Consider the following 10,777-nt stretch of genomic DNA (forward strand, 5'->3'; position numbering starts at 1 on the left):
GCCCGCCGTGTCCCCGTCGCACGGCAAACCCGGTCAGTCGCCGCGGACCACCACCACCGGACACGGCGCGTGCTGGGTCACTCGGGTGGAGACCGAGCCCAGGACCGCCGCCTTGAAGCCCGCGTGGCCGCGGTCGCCGACCACCAGCAGGGACGCGCCCTCGGCCTGGTCGATCAGGGCCTGGGCCGGGTTGCCGCCGACGACCGTGCGGGTGACCCCGGCGGCGACGCCCGGGGCCAGGGCCTCGGTCAGGGCCTCCTCCAGGATCTGGTGCGCGAGATGCTCCGGCTCGAAGTCCGGTGGCACCCCGGGCGCCGCCGACCAGGACGCCGGGTACTCCCATCCGATCACCGCCTGGAGCGTGTCCCCGGTGAGGGCGGCCTGCCCGGCCGCCCACCGCAGCGCCTTCTGGGACGGCTCCGAACCGTCGACGCCCACCACGATCCTGCCGGCCATGTCGATCTCCGCTCGTTGTACGGCGCATCCGCCCCCAACGTAAGAGAGGATCAATCCAGGCGCAGGTCGGCGAGCTGCCGCTCGAAGGGCACGACCTCGTCGTCGTCCGCGTCGCCCGCCGGGCCCCTGGCCGCGACCAGGTCGGCGAGTTCGTGGCCCGCCCGGGCGATCCGGGACGGCAGGCCGTCCGTGTACTCGTCACCGCCCGAACCCCAGTCCTCCGAGGCCGCGTAGACGGCCGTCGGGACGACCAGCGCCCGCAGATATGCGAAGAGCGGGCGCAGGGCGTGGTCGAGGACGAGGGAGTGGCGGGCCGTGCCGCCGGTGGCGCCGACGAGCACCGGCCTGCCCGTCAGCGCGGCCGGGTCGATCAGGTCGAAGAAGGACTTGAACAGACCGCTGTACGAGGCGGTGAAGACGGGGGTCACCGCGATCACCCCGTCGGCGCCGGTCACCGCGTCGATCGCCTCCTGGAGCTGCGCCGAGGGGAAGCCCGTGACGAAGTTCTTCGCGATGTCGACGGCGACGTCCCGCAGTTCGACGACGCGGACCTCGACGATGTACTCCTGCTCGGTCAGCCGCTCCTGGGCAGCCTTGGCGAGGCGGTCGGCGAGCAGCCGGGTGGAGGAGGGGCTGCTCAGGCCGGCCGACACGGCGACCAGCTTCAGGGTCTGCATGACTTACGCCTCCTGGTTCTGCGGGGCGGTGCGGGTGACGGCGGGGTGGAGCGGGGCGGTCTCCGGGACACCGGCCGGCCGCAGGTTGGCGAACTCCTTGCGCAGCACCGGGACGACCTCCTCGCCGAGGATGTCGAGCTGCTCCAGGACGGTCTTCAGCGGCAGGCCCGCGTGGTCGACCAGGAAGAGCTGGCGCTGGTAGTCGCCGACGTACTCCCGGAAGGACAGGGTGCGTTCGATGACCTCCTGCGGGGAGCCGACCGTGAGCGGGGTCTCGCGGCTGAACTCCTCCAGGGACGGGCCGTGGCCGTAGACGGGCGCGTTGTCGAAGTACGGGCGGAACTCCCGTACGGCGTCCTGGGAGTTCTTCCGCATGAAGACCTGACCGCCGAGGCCCACGACGGCCTGCTCGGCGGTGCCGTGGCCGTAGTGCGCGTACCGCTGCCGGTAGAGGCGGACCATCTTCTCGGTGTGCTGCTTGGGCCAGAAGATGTGGTTGGCGAAGAATCCGTCGCCGTAGTACGCGGCCTGCTCGGCGATCTCGGGGGAGCGGATGGACCCGTGCCAGACGAACGGCGGGACGCCGTCGAGCGGGCGCGGCGTGGAGGTGAAGCCCTGGAGCGCGCTGCGGAACTTGCCCTCCCAGTCGACGACGTCCTCCCTCCACAGCCTGTGGAGAAGTGCGTAGTTCTCGATGGCGAGCGGGATGCCCTGGCGGATGTCCTGGCCGAACCACGGGTAGACCGGGCCGGTGTTGCCGCGGCCCATCATCAGGTCGACGCGGCCGTCGGCGAGGTGCTGGAGGGTGGCGTAGTCCTCGGCGATCTTCACCGGGTCGTTGGTGGTGATCAGTGTCGTGGACGTGGAGAGGATCAGGTTCTCGGTCCGCGCGGCGATGTGCCCGAGGAGGGTCGTCGGGGAGGACGGCACGAACGGCGGGTTGTGGTGCTCGCCGGTCGCGAAGACGTCGAGTCCGACCTCCTCCGCCTTCAGCGCGATGGCGACCGTGTTCTTGATCCGCTCGTGCTCGCTGGGGGTGCGGCCGGTCGTGGGGTCGGTCGTCACGTCACCGACGGTGAAGATCCCGAACTGCATCGTGCTCACCTCTCGCCTCGGGGGCTGTTGGTTGAATCGTAAACTATCTCCCCCAACGGCGCGACCCCCTGCCCTATTCCCGGCCCCCCTCGCGTCCCGTGCCGTCCCCGCCGCGGCCCGTACGCTGGTGGGCATGTCCGACTACGAGCGCTGGAAGGAACGCGGCGTCGCCCTGCGCGTCTTCGTGTACGTCTTCGCCACGCACGCGTTCGCCGGCTTCGTGTGGCTCCTCTTCTACGTGGGCCAGAACGCCCAGAAGTAGGGGCCGGAGCGGGCTCCCGTAGAGTTCGGCGACGTGAGTACCGTTCCTCCAGCTGCGATATCGGTCGTCGGGATCGGCGCGGACGGCTGGGACGGCCTTCCCGCGCGTTCCCGCCGCGTCCTGCGCGCCGCCGAGGTCCTCGTCGGCGGCCCCCGACAGCTCGACCTGCTGCCCGTCGCCGAGTGCCCCGGTGAGCGGATCGCCTGGCCCTCGCCCCTGCGGCCCGCCGTTCCCGGCCTGCTCGCCGCCCACGAGGGCCGGCGGATCGCCGTCCTCGCCAGCGGGGACCCCACGTTCTACGGGATCGGCCGCACGCTCGCCGAGACGGTGGGCGCCGAGCGCCTGCACGTCCTGCCGCACCCCTCCTCCGTCTCGTACGCCTGCGCCCGCCTCGGCTGGGCCCTGGACGCCGTGGAGACGGTCTCGCTGGTGGGCCGCGCCCTCGCCGCGCTCTCCGCGTCCCTGCACGACGGCCGCCGGCTCCTCGTCCTGAGCGAGGGCGCCGGGACGCCCGGCGCGGTCGCGGCGCTGCTGCGGGAGAAGGGCTTCGGAGGGACCCGGATGCGGGTCCTGGAGCAGCTCGGCTCCGACCGCGAGCGGATCGTCGACGGCACGGCCGCCGCCTGGCCGGACGAGCGGGTCGACGCCCTGAACGTGATCGCCCTCGACCTCGTACGCTCCCCCGGCGCGGCGCGGCTCGGCGCCGTGCCCGGGCTGCCGGACGAGGCGTACGAGCACGACGGCCAGCTCACCAAGCGGTACGTGCGCGCGGCGACGCTTGCCGCGCTCGCCCCCGCGCCCGGTGAGCTGCTGTGGGACATCGGTGGCGGTTCCGGCTCGATCGGCATCGAGTGGATGCGCACGGACCGGTCCTGCCGGGCCGTCGCCGTCGAGAAGGCCCCGGAGCGGGCCGCCCGGATCGAGCGCAACGCCGCCGCGCTCGGCGTCCCCGCGCTGCGGGTCGTCACCGCGGCCGCCCCCGGCGGACTGGCCGGGCTGCCCACCCCCGACGCGGTGTTCATCGGCGGCGGTCTGACGGCGCCGGGCCTGCTCGACGCCTGCTGGGACGCCCTGCCGGAGGGCGGCCGGCTGGTCGCCAACACCGTGACGCTGGAGTCCGAGGCGCTGCTCGCCCGCTGGTACGGCGAGTACGGCGGGGAGCTGGTCCGGCTCGCCGTCGCGCAGGCCGTGCCGGTGGGCGGCTTCACCGGCTGGCGCCAGGCGATGCCGGTCACGCAGTGGTCCGTAACGAAGGCAGGAGCTGGAGCATGACCGTCTACTTCATCGGCGCGGGGCCGGGCGCGGCCGACCTCATCACCCTGCGGGGCGCCCGCACCCTCGCCGCCTGCGGGGTCTGCCTGTACGCGGGCTCCCTGGTCCCGCGCGAGCTGCTGGCCGAGTGCCCGCCGGACGCGCGGCTGGTCGACACGGCGGACCTGGACCTGGACCGGATCGTCGCCGAGATCGTCCGGGCCCACGAGGCCGGGCAGGACGTGGCGCGGCTCCACTCCGGCGACCCGTCCGTCTTCAGCGCGGTCGCCGAGCAGATGCGCCGGCTCGACGCGCTGGACATCCCGTACGAGGTCGTTCCGGGCGTTCCGGCGTTCGCCGCCGCCGCGGCCGCGCTCAAGCGGGAGCTCACGGTGCCGACGGTGGGCCAGACGGTCATCCTCACGCGCATCGCCCAGCAGGCCACCCCGATGCCGGAGGGCGAGGACCTGGCGACCCTGGGCCGCAGCGGCGCCCTCCTGGTGCTCCACCTGGCGGCCCGGTACGCCGAGCGGGTGGTCGCCGAACTGCTCCCCCACTACGGCGCGGACTGCCCGGCGGCGGTCGTGGCGATGGCCAGCCGGCCGGACGAGATCGTGCTGCGGGGGACGTTGGAGGACATCGCGGCGCAGATGAAGGAGGCGGGGATCACGAAGACGGCGGTGATCCTGGTCGGCCGCACGCTGGCCGCCTCGCAGTTCCGCGACAGCCACCTCTACGACCCGGCACGGGACCGACACGTCTGCTGACGGCGACGGCGACGGCGCGGGACGCCTCGTCCCCTGACGCGGTCGGCGTCCGGGCCGCGCCCGTGCGGCCTCTGCCGCCTGGCGGCGGCCCGTGGGGCGGCACCTGCCCCCTGACGTGCGCGGGGTCGTGGTGGCGGGCCCGCGAGGTGGCTCGCGCCTCCTGGCGCGGCGAGCGGCTGGGCGGCGCCCGTGCGGCCCCTGCCGGGCGGCGGGACCCGCCCCCTGACGCGCCCGGGCCGGACACCCGGTGGGTGTCCGGCCCCGGCTTTCAGGCGTTCGGCCGCTTGCCGTGGTTCGCCTTCTTCTTCTTGCGGGCGCGCTTCTTGTTGCCTCGCTTCGCCATGGGCACATCCCTCTCTCGTGGGGGCCTTGCCTCGTCAGCCTAGGTTCGCGGGGCAGGGGCCGCATCCGGTGCGCCGGTGTGCCGGCGTGTCGACGCGGCGGTGTCGCTAAGGCCCCGCCACCGCCGACCGCCCCACCACCGTGCCCGCGCGGTCGATGCACACGACGTCGACCGCGACCGGGGCGCCGCGCAGGACCGCGAGGGACTCGTCGCGGGCGCGGGCGGCCACCAGGTCGCCGAGGGGGACGCCCGCGGACTCGCAGAGGCGGAGAGCCGCCAGGCCCGTGTTCGCCTCCGCGATCTCCGCGGCCAGCGAATCCGACGCACCGCCCGTGCGGGCCAGGTCCGCGAGGAAGGCCTTGTCGACCTGGGAGCGGGCCGAGTGGAGGTCCAGATGGCCCGCGGCCAGCTTGGAGAGCTTGGCGAAGCCGCCGCAGACCGTGAGGCGGTCGACCGGGTGGCGGCGGATGTACTTGAGGACGGCGCCCGCGAAGTCGCCCATGTCGAGCAGGGCGATGTCCGGCAGGTCGTAGAGCGTCGTCACCGTCTTCTCCGACGTGGAGCCGGTGCAGCCCGCCACATGCGTCAGACCCGCCGCGCGGGCCACGTCCACACCCCGGCGGATGGAGTCGATCCAGGCCGAGCAGGAGTACGGCACGACGATCCCGGTCGTCCCCAGGATCGACAGGCCGCCGAGGATCCCGATCCGAGGGTTCCACGTCGACCGGGCGATCTCCTCGCCGTGGTCGACGGAGACCGTGATCTCCACGTCGCCGCCCGCGCCGTGCGCCGCCGCGACCTCCGCCACGTGCTCGCGCATCATCTGCCGCGGGACCGGGTTGATCGCCGGCTCGCCGACGTCCAGGGGCAGGCCGGGCAGGGTGACCGTGCCGACGCCGGGACCGGCGCGGAACACGACGCCCGAGCCGGCCGGGAGGAGCCGTACCGTCGAACGGATCAGCGCCCCGTGCGTGACGTCCGGGTCATCGCCGGCGTCCTTCACGACCGCCGCCATGGCGTGGCCCGCCGCCAGCTCCTCGGCCGCGAGCGCGAACGCCGGACGCCCGCCCTTCGGCAGCGTGATCGTCACGGGGTCCGGGAAGTCGCCCGTCAGGAGCGCCGTGTACGCGGCCGTCGTCGCCGCCGTCGCGCACGCCCCGGTCGTCCAGCCGGGGCGCAGACCGGTGTGCTTGAGTTGGGCGTCGCGCCCGCCGCCTGCGCTCATGAAAGGGCTCCCGTGCACGTACTCATTCTCGGCGGGACCACCGAGGCCCGCGCCCTCGCCGCGCGCCTCCAGGAACCCGGTGCCGCCACCGTACGGGTCACCAGCTCGCTCGCCGGACGGGTCGCCGCCCCCCGGCTGCCCGCCGGGGAGGTCCGGATCGGCGGCTTCGGCGGCGTCGAGGGGCTCGTGGAGTGGGTGCGCGCGCACGCCGTGGACGCGATCATCGACGCCACCCATCCCTTCGCGGAGAACATCAGTTTCAACGCGGCCCGGGCGGCCGCCACCGCCCATGTTCCCCTGCTGGCCCTGCGCCGCCCCGGCTGGGTCCCGGCGGCCGGGGACGACTGGCACCAGGTCGCCTCCCTGGAGGAGGCGGCGCGGACCCTGGACGGGCTCGGGGAGAGGGTGTTCCTGACGACCGGCCGGATGGGCCTCGCCGCGTTCGCCCACTGCCCGCAGTGGTTCCTCGTACGGTCGGTGGACGCCCCCGAGCCTCCGATGCCGGCCCGCACCGAAGTCCTTCTGGACCGGGGGCCGTTCACGCTGGAGGGAGAGCGGGAGCTGCTCGCCCGCCACGCCGTCGACGTCCTCGTCACGAAGGACAGCGGCGGCGCGGCGACGGCCCCCAAGCTCCAGGCGGCCCGCGAGGCGGGCATCCCGGTGGTCGTCGTCCGCCGCCCGCCCGTCCCGGACGGCGTCCGGGTGGCGACGACGGTCGAGGCGGCCGCCGCCTGGGTCCGGGGGCGGGCGGCGGCCTGACTCGGCCCGCTTCGGGGGTGCCGAGTTCGGTGACCTCGGCCCCGTTCACGTCCGCCCGCCACGACAGGCGTCGCGGGCGACGCCGGCCGCGTAAGCCGGGCGGCACGTGGGCCCTCCGGCCCTTCACCCGTCGACGTGGAGCGCGAGACCGCCGGCCCCCGGCGCCTCCACGCCGGCCAGCCGCGGCCTTCCGCGTCACGCCTCCGGGTACCGCCTCGGCGTCCAGGTGATCGTGCGGCCGTCGCCGCGCTCGACCGCGCGCGTCTGCGACGAGCCGATGAGCAGCAGCGTCCGCATGTCGACCTCGGACGGCTCCAGGGTCTTCAGCGTCACCACCCGTACCGACTGCTCCGGGCCGCCGACGTCCCGCGCCACGACCACCGGGGTCTCGGGCGAGCGGAGTTCGAGGAGCAGGTCACGGGCCGCCGCCACCTGGTGCGTACGGGACTTCGAACCCGGGTTGTAGAGCGCCAGGACCAGGTCCGCCGAGGCCGCCGCGCGCAGCCGCGCCGCGATGACGTCCCAGGGCTTGAGGCGGTCGGAGAGCGAGATGGTCGCGTAGTCGTGGCCCAGCGGGGCGCCCGCCGCGGCCGCCGCCGCGTTCGCGGCCGTCACGCCCGGGAGGACCCGTACCGGAACGTCCGCGTACCGCTCCTCCGACGCCACCTCGAGGACCGCCGTCGCCATGGCGAAGACGCCCGGGTCGCCGCCCGAGACGACCGCGACCCGGCGCCCGCGCCGGGCCAGGTCGAGGGCGAACTCGGCGCGCTCGGACTCGACCTTGTTGTCCGAACCGTGCCGGAGCTGTCCGGGGCGCAGCGCCGGGACCCGGTCGAGGTACGTGGTGTAGCCGACCAGGTCGTCGGCGTTGACCAGCGCGCCGCGCGACTCCGGCGTCAGCCAGGGCGCGCCCGCCGGGCCCGTGCCGACGACGACGACCTCGCCGCCGGTGTCCCTGGACTCGGGGGTGACGGCGTCGATACGGGAGGGCAGCACGGCCACCGAGAAGTACGGGACGGTCTCCGCGTCCACCTCGGCGAGGACCTCCGTCCGCTCGCCCGCCATGAACGCCCGCTCCACGTACCGGGCGTCCTCCAGACGGCCCGCCCGCTCCAGGGCGCGCCGCACGGTCGGGAACGTCCGGCCGAGCTTCATCACGACCGCCGAGTCCGTGCCCGCGAGCCGTGCCGTCAGCTCGTCCTCCGGGAGCGTGCCGGGGATGATCGTCAGGACCTCCTCCGCCTCGCACAGCGGCTCCCCGAGCCGGGCGGCGGCGGCGCTGACGGAGGTGACACCGGGGATGACGGTGGTGTCGTAGCGGTCCGCGAGCCGCTTGTGCATGTGCTGGTACGAGCCGTAGAAGAGCGGGTCCCCCTCGGCGAGCACGGCCACCGTGCGGCCGGCGTCCAGGTGGGCGGCGAGGCGGGCGGCCGCCTCCTCGTAGAAGTCGTCGAGCGCGCCCCGGTAGCCGCCGGGGTGGTCCGTGGTCTCCACCGTGAGCGGGTACATCAGCCGCTCCTCGATGTGGTCCTCGCGAAGGTGCTCGGCCGCGATCGAGCGCGCGATGGAGCGGCCGTGGCGGGCGGAGTGGTACGCGATCACGTCGGCCGAGGCGATGGCCTTCACGGCCGCCAGCGTCATCAGGTTCGGGTCGCCGGGGCCGAGGCCGACGCCGTACAGCTTGCCGGGGGCGTCGGCGCTCATGCCTGGATCTCCGCTTCGGTCGCGATGGCGTTGATCGCGGCGGCGGTCATCGCGCTGCCGCCGCGCCGGCCCCGTACGACGAGGTAGTCGAGGCCGAGGGTCTGGGCGGCCAGCGCGTCCTTGGACTCGGCGGCGCCGATGAAGCCGACCGGGATGCCGAGGACGGCGGCCGGACGGCCGGCGCCCTTCTCGATCATCTCCAGGAGGTGGAAGAGGGCGGTCGGCGCGTTGCCGATGGCGACGACGGAGCCTTCGAGGCGGTCGCGCCAGAGTTCGAGCGCGGCGGCGCTGCGGGTGGTGCCGAGCTCGGCGGCGAGCGCGGGCACGGACGGGTCGGAGAGCGTGCAGACCACGTCGTTGTCGGCGGGCAGCCGCTTGCGGGTCACACCGCTGGCGACCATCTGCGCGTCGCAGAGGATGGGCGCGCCGGCGCGCAGGGCGGCGCGGGCGCGGGAGACGACCCGCGGCGAGTAGGCGAGGTCACGGACGAGGTCGGTCATGCCGCAGGCGTGGATCATGCGGACCGCGACCGTGGCGACGTCGGCGGGCAGATCCGCGAGGTCCGCCTCGGCGCGGATCGTGGCAAAGGACTGGCGGTAGATCTCCGCGCCGTCCTTCTCGTAGGCGAACATCGTGTCGTTCTCGCTCATCTCGTTGTGCGGGCCGTTGCGACTGCTTCGGGCAGGGAGTGACGGGGGGTGGGGCGGCCGTCCACGAGGTAGGTGCCCTCGGCGGTGGCGACGACGTCGACCCAGGTGCCGGGGGCGCCTTGGGGGTGGCCGCAGCGGCGTTCGCACCCGGAGAAGTGGACGGGGACGCCGGGCGCGCCGGGTACGGCGTCCGCGCGGACGTCGGCGAGGGACTTGGCGCAGCCGGGCCGCCCGGTGCAGGCGCCGACGCCGACGCGGGGGTCGTCGGGGCGGGTGATCAGCCCGGCCGCGGCCAGCTCGGGAAGCCGTGTCCGGGACGACCCGGCGACGACGGCCCCACGCCAGGGCGTGAGCCGTACCTCGCCGGCGGGCAACAGCGCGCGGAGCTGGGCGGCGGTCATCCGCCCGAGCGGCGCGAGCACGTGCAGCGCGTCGCTGCTGCCGAGGAGCCCGGGCGCGGGTGGCGTGCTGTGCGGCAGCGGCGGTACGGGGACGACGGGACGGGCGTCGATCCCGGCCCGCGTGAACGCGGCGGCGAGGTCGAGAAGACCGGCCCCGGCACCCGGCGCGTCGGCCGCCCCGCCACCCGGGGAGCCCGCGGGCCCGATGCCCGGCAGTTCCTTCGCACCGGCGGCTTCGATGGCCTCCGCCCCCGTCGCGCCGACGCCCGGAAGCTCCTTCACACGCCACGCGCCGTTCCCGGCCGCCCGTGCGGCCCGCAGGAACGCGTCGGCCGCGGCGAGCGCCGCTCGCGGCGCGTCGGCGCCCGCGACGCGGAACGCCTGCCCGCCGACGTACAGCAGGACGCCGCCCGCACGTGGGCCCGGGCCGGTCGTCTCCCGGGCGGCGTTCGTCCAGGGGCCTTCTGCGATCAAGGTCACATCTCCGCCCAGCCGCGCCACGTCCCCCCGGCCGTCGTCCAGGGCGAAGAGGAAGCGGCCCGACAGGGCGGCCGTCCAGGGGGCCGCGCAGAGCAGCGCGTCCAGTTCGCGGGACCACAACTGGACGTCCGCGTGGCCGAGTCCGTCCAGTCCCGCGGTCGGCGAGGCGACGATGTTGCGGACGCGTTCGTGGGTGGCGGAGGGGAGGAGGCCCGCCTCCGTCAGCCGGTCGGCCAGTTCCGCCCCGCAGCCCCCGCCCAGACCGCGCAGCTCCACGTTGCCCCGGGACGTGACCGTGACCCGGCCGTCGCCGAGGGACTCCGCCGCCGACGCCAGGACTTCGACCTGATGCGGCGTCAACAGGCCTGCGGGCAGGCGCAGTCGGGCCAGACCGCCGTCGTCGGCGGCGTGCAGGCGCAGCGCGCCCGGGCAGGCATCGCCGCGGTCCCGTATGAGAGGTTCGCCCCGGTTGGGCGTTGTGGGCGGGGTGGGCGACATGGCGGCGAGCATACCCACGTGGATCCGGTCGACCCCCGGGGACGACCCCTGCCCGTTGTGCGCACGATCTACTATGCAGACGGCATGGGGTCCCAGGACCCCGGGGAGGAAGCCCGGTGAGAATCCGGCGCGGTCCCGCCACTGTGAGCCAGGTCCCGGAAGGGGCCGGGTGAGTCAGGAACTCCTGCCGTCCACACGACCACCCGGGG

At 74.8% G+C, this 10,777-nt stretch carries 12 protein-coding genes and 1 riboswitch; of the genes, 4 read left to right on the forward strand and 8 right to left on the reverse strand.

Annotated features, from left to right (window positions below; genetic code table 11):
• Positions 1-33 precede the first annotated feature (33 nt).
• Genes ACZ3OF_RS17435 through ACZ3OF_RS17445 form a run of 3 tightly spaced genes read right to left on the reverse strand, consistent with a single transcriptional unit; the run spans position 34 to position 2,228 of the window.
• Positions 34-456 carry a universal stress protein gene (locus tag ACZ3OF_RS17435; RefSeq protein WP_361669882.1) on the reverse strand — a complete coding sequence of 141 codons (423 nt, stop codon included), beginning with the start codon at positions 454-456 and terminating at the stop codon, positions 34-36.
• A 50-nt stretch (positions 457-506) separates the two neighbouring features.
• Positions 507-1,133, reverse strand: coding sequence for an FMN reductase (locus ACZ3OF_RS17440; RefSeq protein WP_361669879.1), 627 nt, complete (start codon positions 1,131-1,133; stop codon positions 507-509).
• A gap of 3 nt (positions 1,134-1,136) precedes the next feature.
• Entirely contained in the window at positions 1,137-2,228 is a 1,092-nt protein-coding gene (locus ACZ3OF_RS17445; RefSeq protein WP_361669877.1) for an LLM class flavin-dependent oxidoreductase, read from the reverse strand.
• A gap of 133 nt (positions 2,229-2,361) precedes the next feature.
• On the opposite strand from ACZ3OF_RS17445, the gene ACZ3OF_RS17450 reads away from it, so the two are divergent.
• From ACZ3OF_RS17450 to cobM, 3 genes are read left to right on the forward strand one after another with little or no spacing between them, the layout of a single operon-like run.
• Complete coding sequence (locus ACZ3OF_RS17450) at positions 2,362-2,490, forward strand: DUF6126 family protein (protein ID WP_315893974.1); 129 nt, start codon at positions 2,362-2,364, stop codon at positions 2,488-2,490.
• Between the two features lie 33 nt (positions 2,491-2,523).
• On the forward strand, positions 2,524-3,762 hold the full coding sequence (gene cbiE, locus ACZ3OF_RS17455; RefSeq protein WP_467305349.1) for a precorrin-6y C5,15-methyltransferase (decarboxylating) subunit CbiE: 1,239 nt from the start codon (positions 2,524-2,526) through the stop codon (positions 3,760-3,762).
• Positions 3,759-4,508: a precorrin-4 C(11)-methyltransferase gene (cobM, locus tag ACZ3OF_RS17460; RefSeq protein ID WP_361669873.1), complete on the forward strand. Its 750-nt coding sequence runs from the start codon at positions 3,759-3,761 to the stop codon at positions 4,506-4,508. The genes cbiE and cobM overlap by 4 nt, the downstream gene beginning before the upstream one ends.
• Positions 4,509-4,776: 268 nt before the next feature.
• Here cobM and ACZ3OF_RS17465 read toward each other — a convergent pair whose 3' ends face one another.
• Complete coding sequence (locus ACZ3OF_RS17465) at positions 4,777-4,851, reverse strand: 50S ribosomal protein bL37 (protein ID WP_099895366.1); 75 nt, start codon at positions 4,849-4,851, stop codon at positions 4,777-4,779.
• Between the two features lie 106 nt (positions 4,852-4,957).
• On the reverse strand, positions 4,958-6,076 hold the full coding sequence (locus tag ACZ3OF_RS17470) for a cobalt-precorrin-5B (C(1))-methyltransferase (protein WP_361669871.1): 1,119 nt from the start codon (positions 6,074-6,076) through the stop codon (positions 4,958-4,960).
• A gap of 12 nt (positions 6,077-6,088) precedes the next feature.
• On the opposite strand from ACZ3OF_RS17470, the gene ACZ3OF_RS17475 reads away from it, so the two are divergent.
• Positions 6,089-6,835, forward strand: a complete 747-nt coding sequence (locus ACZ3OF_RS17475; RefSeq protein ID WP_467305352.1) for a cobalt-precorrin-6A reductase — start codon at positions 6,089-6,091, stop codon at positions 6,833-6,835.
• Between the two features lie 195 nt (positions 6,836-7,030).
• Here ACZ3OF_RS17475 and ACZ3OF_RS17480 read toward each other — a convergent pair whose 3' ends face one another.
• From ACZ3OF_RS17480 to ACZ3OF_RS17490, 3 genes are read right to left on the reverse strand one after another with little or no spacing between them, the layout of a single operon-like run.
• Positions 7,031-8,539, reverse strand: a complete 1,509-nt coding sequence (locus ACZ3OF_RS17480) for a precorrin-2 C(20)-methyltransferase (protein WP_361669866.1) — start codon at positions 8,537-8,539, stop codon at positions 7,031-7,033.
• Positions 8,536-9,171 carry a precorrin-8X methylmutase gene (locus tag ACZ3OF_RS17485; RefSeq protein WP_361670681.1) on the reverse strand — a complete coding sequence of 212 codons (636 nt, stop codon included), beginning with the start codon at positions 9,169-9,171 and terminating at the stop codon, positions 8,536-8,538. The genes ACZ3OF_RS17480 and ACZ3OF_RS17485 overlap by 4 nt, the downstream gene beginning before the upstream one ends.
• Positions 9,172-9,185: 14 nt before the next feature.
• Positions 9,186-10,580 carry a cobalamin biosynthesis protein CobG gene (locus ACZ3OF_RS17490; protein WP_467305356.1) on the reverse strand — a complete coding sequence of 465 codons (1,395 nt, stop codon included), beginning with the start codon at positions 10,578-10,580 and terminating at the stop codon, positions 9,186-9,188.
• A gap of 54 nt (positions 10,581-10,634) precedes the next feature.
• A riboswitch (cobalamin riboswitch) is annotated at positions 10,635-10,771 on the forward strand.
• Positions 10,772-10,777: the final 6 nt, after the last annotated feature.

The sequence above is a fragment of the Streptomyces sp. NPDC022552 genome (genome assembly GCF_055561875.1).

Excerpts from the sequence above, each read along its gene's own strand:
- ACZ3OF_RS17435 (WP_361669882.1), bottom strand. The coding sequence starts at position 456 with ATGGCCGGCAGGATCGTGGTGGGCGTCGACGGTTCGGAGCCGTCCCAG.
- ACZ3OF_RS17440 (WP_361669879.1), bottom strand. The coding sequence starts at position 1,133 with ATGCAGACCCTGAAGCTGGTCGCCGTGTCGGCCGGCCTGAGCAGCCCC.
- ACZ3OF_RS17445 (WP_361669877.1), bottom strand. The coding sequence starts at position 2,228 with ATGCAGTTCGGGATCTTCACCGTCGGTGACGTGACGACCGACCCCACG.
- ACZ3OF_RS17450 (WP_315893974.1), top strand. The coding sequence starts at position 2,362 with ATGTCCGACTACGAGCGCTGGAAGGAACGCGGCGTCGCCCTGCGCGTC.
- cobM (WP_361669873.1), top strand. The coding sequence starts at position 3,759 with ATGACCGTCTACTTCATCGGCGCGGGGCCGGGCGCGGCCGACCTCATC.
- ACZ3OF_RS17470 (WP_361669871.1), bottom strand. The coding sequence starts at position 6,076 with ATGAGCGCAGGCGGCGGGCGCGACGCCCAACTCAAGCACACCGGTCTG.
- ACZ3OF_RS17480 (WP_361669866.1), bottom strand. The coding sequence starts at position 8,539 with ATGAGCGCCGACGCCCCCGGCAAGCTGTACGGCGTCGGCCTCGGCCCC.
- ACZ3OF_RS17485 (WP_361670681.1), bottom strand. The coding sequence starts at position 9,171 with ATGTTCGCCTACGAGAAGGACGGCGCGGAGATCTACCGCCAGTCCTTT.
- ACZ3OF_RS17490 (WP_467305356.1), bottom strand. The coding sequence starts at position 10,580 with ATGCTCGCCGCCATGTCGCCCACCCCGCCCACAACGCCCAACCGGGGC.